General features: G+C 71.8%; 20 protein-coding genes and 1 tRNA gene. 16 read left to right on the top strand and 5 right to left on the bottom strand.

What is annotated here, in order from left to right; translation table 11 throughout:
• Nucleotides 1–412 precede the first annotated feature (412 nt).
• The 6 genes from MKK53_RS10035 to MKK53_RS10010 all read left to right on the top strand — a co-directional run bounded on the left by MKK53_RS10035 (nt 413) and on the right by MKK53_RS10010 (nt 3,473).
• Nucleotides 413–1,291: an SDR family oxidoreductase gene (locus MKK53_RS10035; RefSeq protein WP_243928552.1), complete on the top strand. Its 879-nt coding sequence runs from the start codon at nt 413–415 to the stop codon at nt 1,289–1,291.
• Between the two features lie 78 nt (nt 1,292–1,369).
• Nucleotides 1,370–1,446 (top strand) — tRNA-His (locus MKK53_RS10030).
• Between the two features lie 83 nt (nt 1,447–1,529).
• The gene (gene hpt, locus MKK53_RS10025; RefSeq protein ID WP_243928551.1) at nt 1,530–2,099 is read left to right on the top strand and encodes a hypoxanthine phosphoribosyltransferase; all 570 of its coding nucleotides are present in this window, start codon (nt 1,530–1,532) and stop codon (nt 2,097–2,099) included.
• Nucleotides 2,100–2,252: 153 nt separating this feature from the next.
• A complete protein-coding gene (locus tag MKK53_RS10020; RefSeq protein WP_243928550.1) occupies nt 2,253–2,618 on the top strand; it encodes a response regulator in 366 nt (121 codons plus the stop codon).
• Nucleotides 2,619–2,760: 142 nt separating this feature from the next.
• Nucleotides 2,761–3,072, top strand: a complete 312-nt coding sequence (locus MKK53_RS10015) for a hypothetical protein (protein WP_243928549.1) — start codon at nt 2,761–2,763, stop codon at nt 3,070–3,072.
• A 29-nt stretch (nt 3,073–3,101) separates the two neighbouring features.
• The gene (locus MKK53_RS10010; RefSeq protein ID WP_243928548.1) at nt 3,102–3,473 is read left to right on the top strand and encodes a hypothetical protein; all 372 of its coding nucleotides are present in this window, start codon (nt 3,102–3,104) and stop codon (nt 3,471–3,473) included.
• A gap of 39 nt (nt 3,474–3,512) precedes the next feature.
• Here the strand turns inward: MKK53_RS10010 and MKK53_RS10005 are convergent, their stop codons facing one another.
• The 4 genes from MKK53_RS10005 to MKK53_RS09990 all read right to left on the bottom strand — a co-directional run bounded on the left by MKK53_RS10005 (nt 3,513) and on the right by MKK53_RS09990 (nt 8,293).
• On the bottom strand, nt 3,513–4,568 hold the full coding sequence (locus MKK53_RS10005) for a sensor histidine kinase (protein WP_243928547.1): 1,056 nt from the start codon (nt 4,566–4,568) through the stop codon (nt 3,513–3,515).
• Nucleotides 4,565–4,999, bottom strand: coding sequence for a response regulator (locus tag MKK53_RS10000; protein ID WP_243928546.1), 435 nt, complete (start codon nt 4,997–4,999; stop codon nt 4,565–4,567). Before MKK53_RS10000 ends, MKK53_RS10005 begins: the two co-directional genes overlap by 4 nt.
• Before the next feature lie 14 nt (nt 5,000–5,013).
• Complete coding sequence (locus MKK53_RS09995; RefSeq protein WP_243928545.1) at nt 5,014–6,894, bottom strand: MHYT domain-containing protein; 1,881 nt, start codon at nt 6,892–6,894, stop codon at nt 5,014–5,016.
• Nucleotides 6,895–7,117: 223 nt separating this feature from the next.
• The gene (locus MKK53_RS09990; RefSeq protein ID WP_243928544.1) at nt 7,118–8,293 is read right to left on the bottom strand and encodes a zinc-dependent alcohol dehydrogenase; all 1,176 of its coding nucleotides are present in this window, start codon (nt 8,291–8,293) and stop codon (nt 7,118–7,120) included.
• Nucleotides 8,294–8,448: 155 nt separating this feature from the next.
• Between MKK53_RS09990 and MKK53_RS09985 the strand changes: the two genes are divergently transcribed.
• Nucleotides 8,449–9,273: a 2-keto-4-pentenoate hydratase gene (locus MKK53_RS09985; RefSeq protein WP_243928543.1), complete on the top strand. Its 825-nt coding sequence runs from the start codon at nt 8,449–8,451 to the stop codon at nt 9,271–9,273.
• Nucleotides 9,274–9,410: 137 nt separating this feature from the next.
• Entirely contained in the window at nt 9,411–9,638 is a 228-nt protein-coding gene (locus MKK53_RS09980; protein WP_243928542.1) for a hypothetical protein, read from the top strand.
• A gap of 10 nt (nt 9,639–9,648) precedes the next feature.
• Here the strand turns inward: MKK53_RS09980 and MKK53_RS09975 are convergent, their stop codons facing one another.
• Nucleotides 9,649–10,191 (bottom strand): L,D-transpeptidase, encoded by a 543-nt coding sequence (locus MKK53_RS09975; protein ID WP_243928541.1) that lies wholly within the window; start codon nt 10,189–10,191, stop codon nt 9,649–9,651.
• Between the two features lie 223 nt (nt 10,192–10,414).
• Between MKK53_RS09975 and MKK53_RS09970 the strand changes: the two genes are divergently transcribed.
• From MKK53_RS09970 to holA, 8 genes are all read left to right on the top strand, one after another.
• The gene (locus tag MKK53_RS09970) at nt 10,415–11,101 is read left to right on the top strand and encodes a response regulator transcription factor (protein ID WP_243928557.1); all 687 of its coding nucleotides are present in this window, start codon (nt 10,415–10,417) and stop codon (nt 11,099–11,101) included.
• A gap of 65 nt (nt 11,102–11,166) precedes the next feature.
• Nucleotides 11,167–11,613: a cyclic nucleotide-binding domain-containing protein gene (locus MKK53_RS09965; RefSeq protein WP_243928540.1), complete on the top strand. Its 447-nt coding sequence runs from the start codon at nt 11,167–11,169 to the stop codon at nt 11,611–11,613.
• A gap of 82 nt (nt 11,614–11,695) precedes the next feature.
• Entirely contained in the window at nt 11,696–12,562 is an 867-nt protein-coding gene (dapD, locus tag MKK53_RS09960) for a 2,3,4,5-tetrahydropyridine-2,6-dicarboxylate N-succinyltransferase (RefSeq protein WP_243928539.1), read from the top strand.
• Nucleotides 12,563–12,576: 14 nt separating this feature from the next.
• Entirely contained in the window at nt 12,577–13,431 is an 855-nt protein-coding gene (locus MKK53_RS09955; protein ID WP_409564301.1) for an alpha/beta fold hydrolase, read from the top strand.
• Nucleotides 13,432–13,592: 161 nt separating this feature from the next.
• Entirely contained in the window at nt 13,593–14,456 is an 864-nt protein-coding gene (locus MKK53_RS09950) for an acid phosphatase (RefSeq protein WP_243928537.1), read from the top strand.
• A gap of 130 nt (nt 14,457–14,586) precedes the next feature.
• Nucleotides 14,587–16,800: a TonB-dependent siderophore receptor gene (locus MKK53_RS09945; RefSeq protein ID WP_243928536.1), complete on the top strand. Its 2,214-nt coding sequence runs from the start codon at nt 14,587–14,589 to the stop codon at nt 16,798–16,800.
• A 126-nt stretch (nt 16,801–16,926) separates the two neighbouring features.
• Complete coding sequence (gene lptE, locus MKK53_RS09940; protein WP_243928535.1) at nt 16,927–17,472, top strand: LPS assembly lipoprotein LptE; 546 nt, start codon at nt 16,927–16,929, stop codon at nt 17,470–17,472.
• Between the two features lie 7 nt (nt 17,473–17,479).
• The gene (holA, locus tag MKK53_RS09935; protein WP_243928534.1) at nt 17,480–18,505 is read left to right on the top strand and encodes a DNA polymerase III subunit delta; all 1,026 of its coding nucleotides are present in this window, start codon (nt 17,480–17,482) and stop codon (nt 18,503–18,505) included.
• The last annotated feature ends 19 nt before the right edge of the window (nt 18,506–18,524 follow it).

Here is an 18,524-nt window from a genome sequence, read left to right as displayed (position 1 = left end):
GCGGCAGCCGAGGGTGAGGGGGCGTGCCGAACGAGGCTCCTCCGGCGAGCCCCCCTCACCACCGCTCCGGCTTCGCCTCTCGCGTCCCGCCGACACGACGAGGTGTCGGCGGGCCTCTCCCCGCAAGACGGGGAGAGGGGTCACCCGCGCATTCCGAAGGTGGGGGGGAGGGCCGGAAAGGCGGGTGCTCGCTGCATCGACCTGCACGTCCTGCCGCAGGGTCCCATACGGACGGAACTCCCGCAGGTCTCGCGCGCTACCCGCTCACACTGCCGTGATGCGAGGTTTACCATGCGCAAGATCCTGATGGCGTTCCTCCTGCCGAAGATCATCGAGGTCATCCGCCGCCGCTACAGCCGGTCGAACTCCGCCCGCACCCGGTCGTTCTGAGCGCGACGGGACCGGCGACACCATGACCACCGATCCGCGTGAAGCCGGTCCCCGGCCGCCCTTCCCCGGCGACCAGCAACAGCCCAGGCCGGGGCTGACCTCCAAGATGACGCCCCGGCCGGACCACGGGGAGGACAGCTACGTCGGCAAGGGTTTGCTGACCGGCCAGGCCGCCCTCATCACCGGGGGCGATTCCGGCATCGGCCGGGCGGTGGCCATCGCCTATGCCCGCGAGGGCGCCGACGTGGCGATCTCCTACCTCGACGTCGAGCAATCCGACGCCGAGGACACGGCCGCCTGGGTCGAGAAGGCCGGGCGGCGCTGCCTGCTCCTGCCGGGCGACATCCGCGACGAAGCCCATTGCCGCGCCCTCGTGGCGCGCACGGTCGAGGCGTTCGGCCGGCTCGACGTGCTGGTCAACAACGCCGCCGCGCAGGTGGTGAACGAGGGTCTCGACGACCTGAAGGCCGACGACATCGAGGGCTCGTTCCGGGCGAACGTCTTCGCCATGTACCACCTGACGAAGGCCGCCGTGCCGCACATGAAGCCGGGCGGGGCGATCGTGAACACCACGAGCGAGCAGGCCAAGATCGCCGACCCGAGCATGCTGATCTACGCCGCCACCAAGGGGGCCATCGCCAGCCTGACGATCGGCCTGTCGAACCTTCTCGCGCCGAAGGGCATCCGAGTGAACTGCGTCGCCCCCGGGCCGGTCTGGACGCCGATCCAGCCGATCGTGAAGAGCCCGGAGCAGCTGGAACGGCTCGGCAGCGACACGCCCCTGGGCCGCGCCGGGCAGCCGGCCGAACTCGCCCCGGCCTACGTGCTCCTCGCCTCCCGCGAGGGCAGCTACATGTCCGGCGCGCTGGTCCCCGTCACCGGCGGCGTGCCGATGTTGTAGGGGCCTGTCGCGGGCCACGGGGAATGGCGCACACTCGCCTTGAAATACGTGCGAACCCGCGATACACCCCCCGCCAGTGCCGCCGTAGCTCAGTTGGTTAGAGCACCAGATTGTGGATCTGGGGGTCCCCCGTTCGAGCCGGGGCGGTGGTACCATCCTTCCAGTCGGCGTCCCGATCCGTTCCGCCCACGGCCCCGCGGGCGCCGTGCGGCCTAGAGGACGACGGGATACAGCGCCCATGAACAGCCCCGTCAGGCCCGTCCGCACCCTGTACGACGAGGACGCCATCGCCCGGCGCAACGCCGAGCTGGCGCAGCAGATCCTGGCGGCCGACCCGCAGGACCTTCTGGTGGTGGCCGTCCTCAAGGGCAGCTTCATGTTCGCCGCCGACCTGCTGCGGGCGCTGCACCGCGTCGGCCTCGCCCCGCAGGTGGAGTTCGTGCACCTGTCGAGCTACCGCACCGGCACGGTCTCCACCGGCCAGGTGGAGATCCTGCGCGACGTGCAGAGCGAGGTGCGCGGGCGCGACGTGCTGCTGGTGGACGACATCCTCGAATCCGGCCGCACGGTGGTCTTCGCCAAGGACCTGCTCATGGCGCGCGGCGCCAAGCGTGTCCTGACGGCGGTGCTGCTGGAGAAGCCCGGCAAGCGGGCGGTGTCGATCGACGCGGAGTTCGTGGGCTTCACCTGCCCGGACGTGTTCGTCGTCGGCTACGGGATGGATGCCGCCCACGCCTACCGCCAGCTGCCCTTCGTGGGCGTGGTCGATTTCGGCGGCACCGACCCCGACCTGTTCGGCGGTGCGTGACGCCGAGCCCTCCCGGCGCGACATTTTGGCGTTTTGCTGCGCTGCGAAGCTGCTTTTGCGGGCGCACCGCCTTGACAGGGGGGCGGTTCCATCGCCGTTCTAGCCGGGAAGACGGCAAAGATCTTTGGCGCAGCAAGGCGAACCCGGGTCATCATGGCGCGCATCCTTCTGGTGGATGACGAAGAGACGGTGCGCGGCTTCCTCAAGCGGGGGCTGGAGATCGACGGCCACGCCGTCGTGACCGCGACCGATGGGAGTGACGGGCTCGACCGGCTCAACGAGGCGGGCGGCGCCTTCGACCTGATGCTCACCGACATCCGCATGCCGCTGATGGACGGCATCGCCCTGGCCCTCGCCGCCAAGCGGGATTTTCCGGACCTGACCATCCTGCTGATGACCGGCTTCGCCGACCAGCGCGAGCGCGCCCGGGGCCTCGACGCCATCGTCACCGACGTGCTGACCAAGCCCTTCTCCCTGGCCGACCTGCGCTCCACCGTCCGCCGGGCCCTCGCGGCCTGAGGCCGCCCGCCGCTAACCCACCGTCAACCATCGTGCTTAGGCGTGTCTTCACACGGTCGTGACACGCTGCACGTGTGCGTCGCCGGGCGCCCTCCACCGATCCGTCGGGGAAGGTGAGCCGGGACCGGGACGGAGCGTCGGGATGCTCGGGCAGGACCGCAGCGAAAGCCGGGATTGGGACTGGGACGACGACGGCGACGCCCCTGCGCGCCGCCGCCCGCGCCGCCGGACGAGCCCGTTCCGGCGCATGGTCACGCTGGTGAAGCTCGCCCTGTTCCTGATGCCCCTCGGCCTGTTCCTGTTCGGCAACCTCTTCGCCGACTGCCGGGCGCGCCCCTCCTTCGCGGACTGGGCCTCCATGCTCGGCGCCAGCGCCTGCGCGCGCAGCGAGATGATCGGCAACGCCACGTCGATGCAGGAGAATTTCGCGGCGCTGCGGCGCCTGATCGACTGACGCCCCCGCCCCTCCGACCGGATCCGACCATGCCGATGCGCCCAGCCGCCTCACCCAACGCCGACGATCTCGAGGAGGCCCGCTTCCGGTCCCGCATGGCCCGGGCGAGCTCCGGCGGCGCGATCCGGCCGCAGCGGCGGGAGCAGGAGACCGAGGAGGACGGGCGCCGCCGCTTCCGCCTCGGCTGGTTCGCGTGGCTGCTGATCGACGCGTTCGTGGTGCTCGGCACCGTCGCCATCGTGGTGGCGTGGCCGCCGGTCGAGGCGTGCCGGGCGCAGGAGAAGACCGTCGGCTTCTATGCGGGCGATTCGGTCGGGCGCTGCATCCGCCGGGGCATCGGGCAGCGGATCTCCAACGCCGACCAGCGCATCAAGATGATCCTGCGCGGCTCCGGCCGCTGAGGGGCGCGCCCCGCGAACCCCCGGCGTCGGGGCCGGGCCTCACCCCTCGAACGACAGGGACGCCCGGGTGCCCCGCGGCGCCAGATCGTAGACCAGGGCGGAGCGCAGGTTCGTCGCCATGGCCCGGACGATGCGCGAGCCGAGGCCGGTGCCCCGGGGCTCGCCCTCGCCGGTCCAGCCGACCCCGTCATCCTCGACGGCGAGTTCGAGCCGGTCCGCCGACCGCCGCAGGGCGACGCGGATCTCCCCCGGCTCCTGCGCGGGATAGGCGTACTTGTAGGCGTTGGTGACGAGTTCGGTGACGACGACGCCCACCGAGACCGCCTTGTCGGTGGCGAGCCGCACCGGCTCGGCGCTGAGGCGGATGGCGTGGTCCCGGCCCGCGGCCTTCATGGCGAGCTGCAATTCCTCCACGAGGCTGCCGAGATAGGCGTCGAGCTCCACCGCCTCGACGTCCTCGGAGGTGTAGAGCCGGCGGTGGATGCCGGCGATGGCCGAGATGCGCGCCTGCATCTCCTCCAGGGCGGCCTTGGCCGCCGGGTCCGCCACGGCGTTGGTCTGCATCCGCGCGAGGGCGGCCACCAGGGCCAGGGAATTCGCCACCCGGTGGTTCACCTCGCGCAGGAGCAGCTCGGCCCGGTCGCGGGCGGCGCGGACCTCCGCCTCGGCCCGCTCCTTGTCCCGGCGCATGGCCTCCGCCTTGAGGGCGGTCGCCACCGCCTCGCCCAGCAGCTCCCGGAACTGGCCCTGCAGGTCCTTCCACACGTAGTCGACGGCACCCGCCTTCAGGGCGGCCACGGCGACGCGGCTGTCCTCCGAGCCGGTGACGTAGACCACCGGCGGCGCGTCCGGCAGGGCGCGGATGGCCGGCAGCAGGTCGAGCCCGGTCTGGCCGGGCATGTGATGGTCGAGGGCCACGAGGTCGATGCCCCCGGCGGCCAGCCGCGCGAGGCCCGCCTCGCCGCCCGCGGCGTGCTCCACGGCGTAGCCGCGGGCGGTCAGGCTGCGCTGCACGAGGCGCGCGAGCCCGGCATCGTCATCGATGTAGAGGATGCGGATGCCGGGCCCGCCCCCGCCGCCGGGACCTGTCGTCATGGCGCTTCCGGGATCTGCATGACGGAGAAGAACAGGCCGAGCTGGCGGATGGCGTTGGCGAAGCCTTCGTAGTTCACCGGCTTCGTGACGTAGACGTTGGCGCCGAGATCGTAGCAGCGCTGGATCTCGCGGGCGTCGTCGGTGGTGGTGAGCACGATGACCGGCGAGCGCTTGGTGTGCGCGTTGGCCTTCACCTTCTCCAGGATGTCGATGCCGGTCATGTCCGGCAGGTTGAGGTCGAGGAGGATCAGGAGGTGGCGCCGCCGGCTCACCTCGCCGGAGCCGTCCGGGCCGAACAGGTAGGCGAGGGCCGAGGTCCCGTCGCGGAACGGCACGATCTCGTTGTTCACCCCCGCCCGGCGGATGTTCCGCTCGATGAGGCGGGCATGGCCCTCGTCGTCCTCGATCATCACGATGCAGACGGGATGCATGGGCGGCTCTCGCTTCATTCCGCGGCGATCGACAGGGGAGCCGGCGCACCGCGCTCCATAGACGGCCCGCGGGGGAGCGTCACCGTGAAGGTCGAGCCTTGGCCGGGCTCGGAGGCGAGGTCGATCCGGCCGCCCAGCGCCCGGACCAGCGCCTTGACGTGGGCGAGGCCGATCCCCTCCCCCGGCCTGTCCTGCGGGCCCGACCGGCGGAACAGCTCGAACACCCGGACATGGTCGTTGCGGGAGATGCCGCGGCCGTTGTCGGCGACGGCGAAGCGCACCCGGTCGGCCCCGGACGCCTCGGCGGTGATCGTGATGCGGCCGGGGCGGCCGTCGTCGAGGTACTTGAGGGCGTTGTCGAGGAGGTTGCCGAAGATCTGCTCCACGGCGAGCCGGTCGGCGACGATCTCCGGCAGGTCCGGGGCGACGCTCACCGTGGCGTTGCGCGTGCCGGCCTGATGGCGCGTCGCGTCGGCGAGGCGGCGCATCAGGGCGGTCATGTCCAGGGGCTCCGGCTCGAAGCGGCGGCGGCCCTCGCGGGAGAGCTTCAGGATGGCGGCGATCAGCCTCTCCATCCGGGTGACGGCGGCGCCGATGAAGCCCAGCGCCTCGCCCATCTCGGCATCGATCCGCTCCGCCTGCGGGTGCCCGGCGAGCGTCGCGCGCAGCTCGCTGCGGGTCTCGGCCAGCTCGCTCGTGAAGCCCATGATGTTCACGAGGGGCGCCCGCAGGTCGTGGCTGACGATGTAGGCGTAGCGCTGGATCTCCTCGTTGGATTCGCGCAGCTCCGCCTCGGCCTCCCGCTGGGCGGTGATGTCGGTGTGGACGCCGACCCATTCGCGGATCGCCCCGTCGTCGTTCAGCACCGGCACGGCGCGGATCGCGTAGTGCCGGTAGCCGCCCTCCTTCGCGCGCACCCGGTGCTCGAACACGAAGGTCTGCCGCGCGGCGACGGTCTCGTTCCAGGCGGCGATGCTCGGGGCGGCGTCGTCGGGGTGCACGGCGTCGGCCCAGCCGAAGCCCTTGTACTCCTCCGGCGTCTGCCCGGTGATGGCGGCCCAGCCGGGCTGCGGGCCGACCATCCGGCCCTGGGCATCGTTGGTCCAGAGCACGCCGCGCACCGCCGCGATGGCGGCCCGGAACCGGGCTTCGCTGGCGGCGAGCTCACCCTGGATGCGGTGCTGATCGACGGCGATGGCCAGCATCCCGACGAACAGGATCAGGAACGTCGCCCCGGCCACGCCCACGGCGAGGTAGGGCTGCGCCCCCGCGATGGCGGGGCCGGCGTGATCGTGCGCGGCGCCGGCGGTGAAGGTCGCCGCCGCCATGCCGGTGTAGTGCATGCCGGACACGGCCAGCCCCATGACGCAGGCCGCCGCGACCTTCTCGGGCACGCTGTTGTGGCGGAAGGCGAGCCACAGGGCCGCGGTGGCGGCCAGGATGGCGATGACGACCGAGGCGACCACCAGGGCGGGATCGTAGAGGATGGGGCCGGGCATCCGCATCGCGGCCATGCCCGTGTAGTGCATCAGCCCGACGCCGAGCCCCATGAGCGGCCCCGCGACCAGCACGGCGCCCCCGCCCGCCGCCGCGCGGCCGACCCAGGCGAAGGCCGCCCCCGTCACCCCCACCGCGATGAGGAAGGACAGGACCGTCAGGCCGAGGTCGTAGGCCGCCGGCATCCCCATCTCGAGGGCGAGCATGCCGACGAAGTGCATGGCCCAGATGCCGCCGCCCATGGTCACGGCGGCTCCCGCGATCCAGAGCCAGCGCAGGGCCGGGCGGCCGGCGAGGCCCCGGGCGCGGGCCCCGAGATCCAGGGCTGTGTAGGCGGCAAATATCGCGATCGCCACCGACAGGGCGACGAGGGCGGGGCTGTAGCCGGAACTGGACATCGGGCGGGGGGCTCGGGCGACGGACGACAGGGGGCGGCGCGAGCGGAGGTCCCATCGCGGCAATATGTCGTTGTATAAGCGTCTTTCGAGCGAATTCGCGGCAGAACCGCGCGGTGGTGAGGAAACGGTTTCCGTCCCGCAGCGGCGGCGGGACGCGCGCCCGCCCCGCCCCGCCCCGCCCGTCAGGGCGGGCGGGGCGGGGCCATCGGGGGGCGGGCGGCCCTCAGCCGCCGGGGTGGAACACCACCTTCACGCAGCCGTCCTTCTTGTCCCGGAACGCCTTGTAGAGGTCGGGCCCGTCCTCCAGCCTGCTCGAGCGGTGGGTGATCAGCGACGAGGTGTCGATCTTGCCCTCCTGGATCAGCTTGAGCAGGGGCTCGAGGTAGCGCTTCACGTGGGTCTGCCCGCTCTTCATGGTCAGCCCCTTCTGGACGATGGAGCCCATGTTGATCGGCACCGGCCCGCCATAGACGCCGGGCACCGAGACGATGCCGCAGGGCCGCACCGCCTTGATCGCCTCGGCCAGGGCGATGGGCCGCTCGGTGGAGGTGAGCTTCTCCTGCACGGCGGTGACGAAGCCCGCCAGCCCGTGGCCGCCGCTCGCCTCCATGCCGACGCAGTCGATCACCCCGTCCGGGCCCTGGCCCTTGGTGATCTCCTTGATGCGCTCGAACACGTCCTCGGCCTCGAAATCGATGACGTCGGTGGCGCCGGCCTTCCTGGCGAGGGCGATCCGCTCGGGCACGGTCTCGATCACGATGATCCGCTCGGCGCCCATGAGCCTGGCCGCCTGGATGGCGAAGAAGCCCACCGGCCCCGCGCCCCAGACGGCGATGGTCTCGCCGCCCTTGATCTCGCAATGCTCCGCGCCCTGCCAGCCGGTGGGCAGGATGTCCGTGAGGAACAGGGCCGCCTCGTCATCCATGCCGTCGGGCACCTTCATCGGCGCCACGTCCGCCATGGGCACGCGCACGTACTCCGCCTGCCCGCCCGCATAGCCGCCGGTGAGGTGCGAGTAGCCGAACAGGCCGGCGGTGGTGTAGCCGAACTGCGCGGCGGCCATCTGCGCGTTGCGGTTCGAGCGCTCGCAGACCGACCAGTTGCCGAGCTTGCACTGGCGGCACTCGCCGCAATTGATGTTGAACGGCACGACGATCCGGTCGCCCTTGCGGAACTTGGAATGGCCGCTGCCGGTCTCCACCACCTCGCCCATGAACTCGTGGCCGAGGATGTCGCCCGATTCCATCGTCGGCATCAGCCCGTCCATCAGGTGGAGGTCGGAGCCGCAGATGGCGCAGGAGGAGACCTTGATGATCACGTCGCGCGGGTCTTCGATCCTCGGATCGGGGACCGTGTCGCAGCGGATGTCGCCTTTACCGTGCCAGCAGAGTGCCTTCATGGTCTGTTCCCTTGCATCCCGGAGGCGGCCCGGAGCCGGCCTTCTCCCCGGGACAAGCCGGCGTCGCCACGGCCAAGTTCCTCGGGGTGGGGACGGGAGGGGACGTTCCCCGCCGGGGCGTCGCCTGGACACCCCACGCGACCCCAGGAGGCGCCATGACCGGTCCTGACCCCGCCGCCACCCTGGCCCGCACGATCTTGGCCGCCCACGAGCACCGGCGGCAGATCGCGCCGCCCTCCTCCTGGATGCCGGGCTTCGACCTGCCCGCCGCCTACCGGGTGGCGGGGGAGGTGCGGCGCCTGCGCGAGGCGCGGGGCGAGCGGCCGGTGGGCCGCAAGATCGGCTTCACCAACACGACGATCTGGGGGGAGTACGGCGTCGATGGGCCGATCTGGGGCACGGTCTACGACACGACGCTGATCGAGGGGGCGCCCCTCCCCGCGCCGCTCTCCCTGGCCGCCTTCGTGGAGCCGCGGATCGAGCCCGAGATCATCCTCGGCCTCGGCCGTGCCCCCGAGGCCGGCATGGACCGGCGCGCCCTCTTCGGCTGCGTCGCCTGGGTGAGCCTCGGCTTCGAGATCGTCCAATCCCTCTTCGCGGGGTGGCGCTTCGCCGCCCCCGACACGGTGGCGGCCTTCGGGCTGCACGGGTGCCTGATGCCCGGGGCGCGGATCCCCGTCGCCCCCGGACGGGAGGAGGAATGGCTGGCCCGGCTGTCCGGCCTCACCCTCACGTTGACCTGCGACGGGGAGGTCGCCGACCTCGGGGCGGCGGCCAACGTCCTCCGGGGCGGCCCCCTCGCCGCCCTGGATCACCTCGTTACTATGCTGGCTAATAACCCCGGTGAGGCCGCCCTGGCTCCGGGCGAGGTCATCTCGACCGGGACCCTGACGCGGGCGTTGCCGATCTCGCCCGGTCAAACCTGGGAGGCTGTGCCCGACGATGCGACTTTCCCGGCGCTATCGCTGACAGCGACCTGATCGGGCGGGCAAAATTCTGTTCCGGTCGGGATCGTAACTGCCGGATGGAGCGATGAGTGGGAATGGTCTGTCCCACCCTGTCCCCGCGGGGTAGGGAGGGCTTCGAAGTTACTTAGCCGACAGGGCAAGGATCGGGGATGCCGTCTCGCCTGCGCGTACGCCACACGACCTACCTCGTCGCCCTCACCGCGGCGCGCTCCTCCGCGACGCCGGTCTACGCGGCGCGGATGCCCGGCGCGGCCGAGGCCCTGGCCGCCGTCATGGCCCGGGCGGGGGAGACGGGGCAGCCGGTGATCGTGGGCAGCCTGTCCACGCGCACCGCCAAGGCGATGAACCTCAAGCCCGGGGAGGTGCGGCAGGTGTGAACCCCGCCGCTCAGCCGATGCGCAGGTGGGTGCGGGGGCCCAGGCGGCGCAGCAGGCGGATGAGGTCGGCCCGGGCGAGGGCCACGCAGCCCTCCGTGGGGCGGTAGCCCTCGCGGGCGACGTGCATGAAGATCGCCGAGCCCCGGCCGGGCCGGATCGGCGCCCGGTTGTAGTCGATGTCGAGCACCACGTCGTACAGGCCGTCCCCCCGCCACATCGCTTCCGCGCTGACGCCCGGCGCCGGCAGGCGCATCGGCCGGTTGTAGCGGCGGTCCCGCCGGTCGTCGCACCAGCCGTCGTCTGGCCGGAGGGCGCGCAGCGGCAGGGCGGTCCGCGGGCGGACCGGCAGGTGGTCGGGCCGGTAGGCGCCCCCGCGCAGGCGGAAGCGCCCCCGCGGCGAGCCCCCATCCCCCTCGCGCTTGCCGCTGACGATCCCGCAGGCGCCGAGGGCGCAGGGAATCACCGCCCGGCCCACGAGGAGGTGGCCCTTGCGCCGGTCGGCCACGGTGGGGCGGACGCGGATCTCGCGCAGGGTGGTCCGGACGACCCGCATCACCGGCCCTCTCCCGCCCGGATCCACCGGCACTGTGCGGGCAAACCGCAAGTCGAATTGCGCGCAAGCCACTTTACGGTCACAAAGCTCATCCTTTGCAGGTCCGTTCCACTCCGGCCCACCCGACCGGGTGTAAAGGGTGGAGGACGATGGTTGCCCCGTACACCCTCCCTCGCGGGAGGGATTTCGTGGGCCAGGGCTTTTACGCTAGGGCTTCGTGACGATGTCGAATGCCTACCGCCTCCTCATCTGTGACGACGATGAGATCCTGCGCGACACGCTGATCGAGCAGCTCGCCCTGTCCGAGGAGTTCAGGGTCGTCGGGGAAGCCTGCGCCGCGGATGCGATGCGCCGGGTCGTGGACGATCGGATCGACCTCGCCGTGATGGATGTCGGCCTGCCCGACCTGGACGGGCGCGAGGCCGTGCGCCGGATGCGGCAGGGGGGCTTCCGCAGCCCGGTCATCATGCTGACCGCGCAGGATTCGGAGGCCGACCACGTCGAGGGGCTGGAGGCGGGGGCGAACGACTACGTCACCAAGCCGTTCAAGTTCGGCATCCTGCTGGCGCGCATCCGCGCCCACCTGCGCAGCCACGAGGCGTCCGAGGACGCGGTGTTCCAGATCGGCCCCTACACGTTCCGGCCGAGCGCCAAGCTGCTGGTGGGCGAGCGCGGCTCGAAGCTGAAGCTCACGGAGAAGGAGACCGCGATCCTGCGTTTCCTCTACCGGGCGGGCCGGGCGGTGGTGAACCGGGACACCCTGCTCGCGGAGGTGTGGGGCTACAACGCCCACGTGACCACCCACACCCTGGAGACGCACATCTACCGGCTGCGGCAGAAGATCGAGCCCAATCCGGCGGTGGCGGCGATCCTCGTGACCGAGGGTGGCGGTTACAAGTTGCTTCCCTGATTTATTAGGCTTTTTCGTATAGGCCATCCTGCCGGGGTTGCCGGAGACGGAGCGGCAGGGGCAGCGTGGGTCTCGACGACGACATCGCGATCCTCGCGGCGGCGCCCGTCTTCGGTTTTCTCGACCGGGACGCCTTGCGCCTGCTCTCCTTCGCCGCCGAGCGCCGGGAGCTGCGCGACGGGGACCGCCTGTTCGGCCGCGGCGAGCCGGCCGACGGGGGCTTCGTCGTGATGTCCGGCACCGTCCGCCTGGAGCCGTCCTCCGGCGCGCCGGTCCGGGCCGGGCGCTCGGCGCTGATCGGCCACCTCGCCCTGTTCGTCCGGGGCGAGCGCCCCTGCGACGCCTTCGCGGAGGGGGGCTGCGAGCTGGTGCGCATCACGCCGACCCTGATGCGTCGGGTCCTCGAGGAGTTTCCCGCCGCGGCCCAGGCGATCCACGACGCCATGGCCCTCGACCTCGTGACCTTCACGGACGATCTCGACCGCGTCCGCGCCCTCCTCGGGGAGGCGTGAGCGGCGCGCCGCGCCCCCGGTGACAGCCCCGGCGGGCGGCTGTAAGCACGGGGCTTCCCCGTCCCGGAACCCGCTGCCGCCCATGTCCCACGCCGCGTCCCACGCCGACCTCGCCCGGACCATCGAGACCGCCTGGGAGGAGCGCGCCACCATCTCGGCCGCCACGACGGGCGCCGTGCGGGAGGCCGTGGACGAGGCCCTGGGCCTGCTCGATTCGGGCAAGGCCCGCGTCGCCGAGAAGGTGTCCGGCGCGAACGGCCACGCGTGGCAGGTCAACCAGTGGCTGAAGAAGGCGGTGCTGCTCTCCTTCCGCCTCAACGACATGACCACGATCTCCGGCGGCCCCGGCGCCGCGCCGTGGTGGGACAAGGTGCCCTCCAAGTTCGAGGGCTGGGACGCCGCCCGCTTCCAGGAAGCCGGCTTCCGCGCCGTGCCCGGCAGCTTCGTGCGCCGGGGCTCCTACATCGCCCCCAACGCCATCCTCATGCCGAGCTTCGTGAACCTCGGCGCCCATGTCGGCGAGGGCACGATGGTCGATACCTGGGTGACGGTGGGCTCCTGCGCGCAGATCGGCCGGAACGTCCACCTCTCGGGCGGCGTCGGCATCGGCGGCGTGCTGGAGCCGCTGCAGGCCAACCCGGTCATCATCGAGGACGATTGCTTCATCGGCGCCCGCTCCGAGGTGGTCGAGGGCGTGATCGTCGGCCAGGGGGCGGTGCTCTCCATGGGCGTCTACCTCGGCGCCTCCACCAAGATCGTGGACCGGGCCACCGGCGAGGTGACCTACGGCTACGTGCCCCCCTACTCCGTCGTGGTGTCCGGCTCCCTGCCCGGCAAGGCCCTGCCGGACGGCTCCCCCGGCCCGAGCCTGTACTGCGCCGTCATCGTCAAGCGCGTCGATGCCGGGACCCGCGCCAAGACGGCGATCAACGACCTGCTGCGCACGTGAGCCAAGGGGCGGCGGTGGCGGCGCGCACCATCGGCCTGACGCTGGCCGGGCACCGGATAGAGGTGCCCTGCGACGTGTCCGGCCAGGGGCCCGACGCTCTTATTTTGCCGGCTCTCTCGACCATCTCGTCCCGGGGCGAGGTCGCTGAGCTGGCAAATGAGTTGGTCCGCGACCATCGCTGCCTCGTGCCGGATTGGCCCGGCTTCGGCGCCAGGACCCGGGAGCGCATCCCCCTCAACCCCTCGACGTTCCACGCCTTTCTCGACGGGCTCCTCGCCGCGGCGCCCGGCCCCTATGCCGTGGGGATCGCGGCGGGACATGCGGCGGGCTACCTCGTGGCGGCGGCCCGCCGGCACCCCGGCGCCTTCGGCCGCCTCGTGCTGGTGGCGCCCACATGGCGCGGTCCTTTGCCGACTGCGATGCCCCAACGGGCGGCCTGGTTCCCGCGCATCCGACGGGCGGTGGAGGCCCCGCTGATCGGCGAGGCCCTCTACCGGATCAACATCAGCCCCCCGGTCATCGGGCGGATGATGAGGGCGCATGTCTACGGCGACCGGGAGCGGGTGACGCCCGACCTCGTGCGGGCGAAGCATGCCATCACCCGCCAGCGCAACGGTCGCTTCGGCACGGCGGCCTTCGTGACCGGCGGCCTCGACCCCGTCCCGAGCCGGGAGGCGTTCCTCGGCCTGTTCGGCGAAGGGCTGCCGCCCGTGCTGATGCTGCGCCCGGAGGGCGCCCCCCGGCGCTCCGGCGCCGAGATGGACGCCCTGGCGGCGAGCGGCCTCGTGACGAGCCTGCGGGTCCCCGGGGCGCTGAGCCCCCACGAGGAGCACCCCGCCGCCGTGGCCGCGGCGATCCGGGCCGGCTGACACGCCCCTGCCGTCCCTCCACGGGGGTGTGACCGGCCGCGGATGACACCGCACGCCCTGGACTCGCGCGCGGGCGACGGGCAGGGATTTTTCCAAGCCCACGATCCGTCTGCCCCATGGGTGAGGTTCACCCGAGGCCGATCGCCAAGCGAGGAACACCGATGCGCCGCCCCCCGGTCACGACGGCCCTGTCGCTCGCCGCCCTCCTGCTGGCCTGCGCGCCCGCGCCGGCCGCCGACCCAGACGCGCCCCCCGCCTCCGCCCCCTCCCTGTCGGCGGACCCGGTCAAGCCCGGCAAGCCGGCGGTGAAGGCCTACCTGGCCGACGAGGCGTTGCCCGATCCCCTGCGGATCCTGCCGCCGCCGCCGGCCCACCATTCCCCCCTCGACGCGGCCGACCACGCCGCCTTCGCCAGCACCCGCGCCCTGAAGGGCACGCCGCGCTGGAACCTCGCGGCCGACGACGTGGCGGAGGGGGCCGCGGCGGTGCTGGAGAACTTCGCCTGCGTCCTCGGCGTGCGGATCGACCAGGGGCGGGTGCCGGCCACGCTGAACCTGCTGGAGCGCGCCCGCATGGACCTCGTCCACATGACGCGGATCCCCAAGGTGCATTACCGCCGCCTGCGGCCCTTCGTGGGCAACGAGGCGCCGATCTGCGTGCAGCGGACCCAGGCCCTGGCCGACAGCTTCAGCTACCCCTCGGGCCACGCGACGCAGGGCTGGGCCTATGCCCTGATCATGGCCGCCCTGGTGCCGGAAAAATCCACCGCCATCCTCGCCCGGGGCCGGGCCTACGGGGAGAGCCGGGTCGTGTGTGGCGTGCACTGGCTGAGCGACGTCTCCGCCGGGCGGACCAACGGCTCGTCCACCTTCGCGGCGCTGATGGGCGATGCGGTGTTCCGGGCGGACCTCGACAAGGCGCGGGGCGAGATGAAGGCCGCGCTGGCGGCGGGTGGCACGCCCCCCGATCAGGGCGCCTGCACCCGCGAGGCGGAGGCGCTGCGGGAGCCGGCGCTCGACTTTTGAATTCGAACAGGTACAGATTTGAACCGTTTTAAGTGTGTGATTTACAACACTTTTTCGGCTTGATCGGGTAAGGCCGATCGGTTGATGTCGCAGGCGGGCGCTGCCGATGAGCGCCTGCCTGAGACCGCCCATGACCGACCGCCCCACCCTCCTCGCCCTGTTGCTTGCGGCCAGCGCCCTGTCCGCCCCCGCGTCCCTCCGGGAGGCGCGGGCGCAGGAGACCGCGCTGCAGCTCGACGAGATCTCGGTGGAAGCGGTGCGGGGGGACCGGTCCGGGCAGGGCACGGGGGCGAACGTCGCCGTCTCCCAGGACAGCGCCGCCACCAGCGGCGGGGGCGGCGGCCCCTCGGGCGTCACCGGCTACGTCGCCCGGGTGAGCCCGTCCGCGACGAAGACCAACACGCCGCTGATCGAGACCCCGCAATCGGTGACGGTGATCACCCGGGAGCAGCTCAACGACCGGAACGTGCAGACCGTCAACGAGGCCCTCGGCTATGCGGCCGGCACGGCGACGAACGTCTTCGGCTTCGATCCGCGCTACGATTCGTTCTACGTGCGCGGCTTCGACCTGACCTACAACGGTATCTTCCGGGACGGGATCCGGCAGGTCGGCAACAACCTGACCCTGCCCCGGGTCGAGCCCTACGGGCTGGAGGCGGCGACGATCCTGCGCGGGCCCTCCTCCGGGCTCTACGGCCTCGGCTCGCCGGGGGGCATCCTCGACCTCACCACGAAACGGCCGGTCTTCACGCGCTTCGGCGAGATGCAGCTTCAGGTCGGGAACTACGACCGCTACCAGGGCAACGTCGACATCGGCGGGCCGGTGGAGGGCACGGACGGCACCCTCGCCTATCGCCTGACCGGCCTGCGGCGGGAGGCGAACACCTTCCTGCCCGGCAGCGCGGACGACCGGACCTACATCGCCCCGGCCTTCACGTGGCGGCCCGACGCCGACACGACCTTCACCTTCCTCAGCGAGTACCAGGACTCGAAGCTTCCGGGGAACGCGTCGTTCTACAACGCCCCGGGTTTCGTCTCGACCCGGCTCTATTCCGGCGATCCGGCCTTCAACGACTTCAAGCTCCGGCAGGGCCGCGTCGGCTACGCCTTCGAACACCACATCTCGGAGGACCTGATCGTCCGCCAGAACTTCCGCTTCTACGACACCCAGAACTCCTACCAATACGCGCAGATCGATTCGCTCAGCGCGGACGGGACCACCGCGTCCCGGACGGCGGGATACCTGCGGGAACGGCTGAGCCAGATCAGCCTCGACAACCAGGTCGAGGCACATGGGCGGACCGGGCCGGTCCAGCACACGCTGCTCGGCGGCCTGGACTATGTCCATTACGACTTCACCACCCGCTCCGGCTTCGCCGCGGCGCCCGACCTCGACCTCACCGCGCTGAACTATGGCCGGCAATTCATCGCGGCGCCGGCGCTGGGGCCGCGCAGCACCCAGAGCCAGGACCAGCTCGGGCTGTACCTTCAGGATCAGGCCAAGCTCGCCCGGTTCATCCTCACCCTGTCGGGGCGGTACGACTGGACCTTCCAGGAGACGTTCAACGGCGGCACCGACACGGCGAGCCGCCAGGACGACCGGGCCTTCACCGGCCGGGTCGGGCTGAGCTACCTCCTCGCCCCGGGGCTCGTCCCTTACGCCAGCTACGCCACCAACTTCACCCCGCAGGTCGGCGTGGACGCGCAGGGCCGCGCCTTCAAACCCTCGACCGGCGACCAGATCGAGGCGGGCGTGAAGTACCTGATTCCCGGAACGAACATCCAGACGACGGTCTCGGGCTTCGACATCGTCCAGAGCAGCATCCTGCGGCCGGATCCGAACGATCTCACCAAGTCGATCGCGACGGGCTCGGTCAGGTCCCGGGGCTTCGAGATGGAGGCGATCGCCAACCTCGCGCCCGGCACGAACCTGACCCTGGCCTACACCCACCTCAACCTGGAATACCTGAACCAGACCTCCGCCTCGGGGCAGGTGCTGGATGGAAACACGGTCTCCGGCATCCCCGGCGATACCTTCGCGGGCTTCGTCGGCTACCTCTTCCCGGCGGGCTCGCCCCTGCGGGGCCTCACCCTCGGCGGCGGGCTCCGCTTCATGACCCATAGCTTCGGCAACGACGAGAACACCTTCCGCAACCCGACGGTGACGCTGTTCGACGCCCTGGTCGCCTACGACTTCGCGGCGATCGACCCGAAGTTCCAGGGCCTGCGGGCGCAGATCAACGGTTACAACATCTTCGACCGGGATTACGCCACCTGCCAAGCAGGCTACTGCTACCGGGGCGCCCCCGCCACGGTGATCGGCAGCCTAATCTACCGGTGGTGAGTTATCCCCGGAAACGTCCCCACCACGCTCCCGCCGCAGAGGAATCGTAAGGGCGTGTGCCGAGAGTCGTGGCGCAGGGCCCCCGGTCCGCGCTAAGACCGGAGCGAAGCGGGACGGGACGGCACGATGAGGCTTGGCGTAGGACCGGTGGCTTTGCGGGCGGGGCGGCTCGCCCTGGTGGCGGGTTTGAGCCTGAGCCTGTCGGCCTGCTTCCGTCCCCTCTACGGGCCGACCGCCTCGGGCGAGTCGATCCAGGCCCTGCTCTCCTCCGTGCAGGTGGACGAGATCGTGATGGCCCAGGGCCAGGAACGCCTCGGCCATTACCTGCGCAGCGAGCTGATCTTCGACCTGGACGGCTCCGGCCAGCCGGCGAAGAAGCAGTACCGCCTGAAGCTGTCCGGCTCCGAGACCGTGCAGACGCCGATCGTCTCCTCCACCACGGGCCGCGCCGAGGCCGGCACCATCGTCGGCAGCATGCGCTACAGCCTGGAGGATCTCGGCGGCAGCAAGGTGATCGCGGAGGGCGTCGCCACCTCGACGGCCACCTACGACCGCTCGATCCAGCGCTTCGCCAGCCAGCGGGCCGCCCGCGACGCGGAGATCCGCCTCGCCGACACCCTGGCCGACCAGATCAAGACCCGCATCGCCTCGGTGCTGGCGGCCAAGCCGTGAGTGGCCCGTGACGGCCGTCCGGCCGGGGGACATCGAGGACCTGATCCGCCGGGGGCCGGACCCGCGCATCCCGGTGATCCTCGTCTACGGCCCCGATACCGGCCTCGTCACCGAGCGCGCCAAGGCCCTGGCCGAGGGCTTCCTGCCGGACGCGTCCGACCCCTTCGCCCTTGTGAAGATCGACGGCGACGTGGTCGCCTCCGACCCCGGCCGCCTCTGCGACGAGGCCGGCACGGTGGGCCTGTTCGGCGGCAAGCGGGCGATCTGGGTGCGGCCGGGGAGCCGCAACGTGGCCCCCGCCGTCGAGGCGGTGCTCGGCATCCCCGTCACCGACACGCGGATCGTCGTGGAGGCGGGCGACCTCACCAAGGGCAACCCCCTGCGCGCCCTGTGCGAGAAGTCGCAGCGGGCGCTGGCCGTCCCCTGCTACCCGGATGACGAGCGGGCCCTCGGCGACCTGATCGACCGGACCCTGCGCGGGCTCGACCTGCGGATCGACCGGGACGCCCGGGAGGTGCTGGTCCGCAGCCTCGGCGGCGACCGGCGGGCGAGCCTGATGGAGATCGAGAAGCTCGCCCTCTATGCCGCGGGCAAGGGCAGCATCGCCCTGGACGACGTGGAGGCGGTGGTGAGCGATGTCGCCGCCAGCGTCCTCAACACGTTGATCGACGCCGCCTTCGATGGGCGGGCGGAGACCGTGGAGCGGGATTCGCGCCGTTTCCGGCAGGAGGGGCTCGATCCCGGGCAGGTGCTCGGCTCTGCGCTCCGGCACGCCACCGCCCTCCTCGCCCTGCGCCTCGACAACCCCGACAAGACCCCCGCGGCGATGGCCGCGGCGTGGCGCGGCCTGCACTTCAAGCGCAAGGCCAGCATCGAGCGCCAGCTCTCCCTGTGGGGGCCGGGGCGCCTGCGGCAGGCGGTGGAGATCCTCCAGCAGGGGGTGTTGGCCTGCCGCCGGGCGGAACCCACCCTCGCCGAAGCCCTGGCTTCGGCCGCCCTCCTCCGCATCGCGGAAGCCGGCCGCCGCCGCTGACGCGCCCTCCGCCGCCCGG

The organism is Methylobacterium sp. J-076 (assembly GCF_022829405.1).
In the GTDB taxonomy this organism is placed as follows: Bacteria; Pseudomonadota; Alphaproteobacteria; order Rhizobiales; family Beijerinckiaceae; genus Methylobacterium.
The sequence above is the reverse complement of the archived record's forward strand: the minus strand, read 5'-3'. Positions and strand labels throughout refer to the sequence as shown.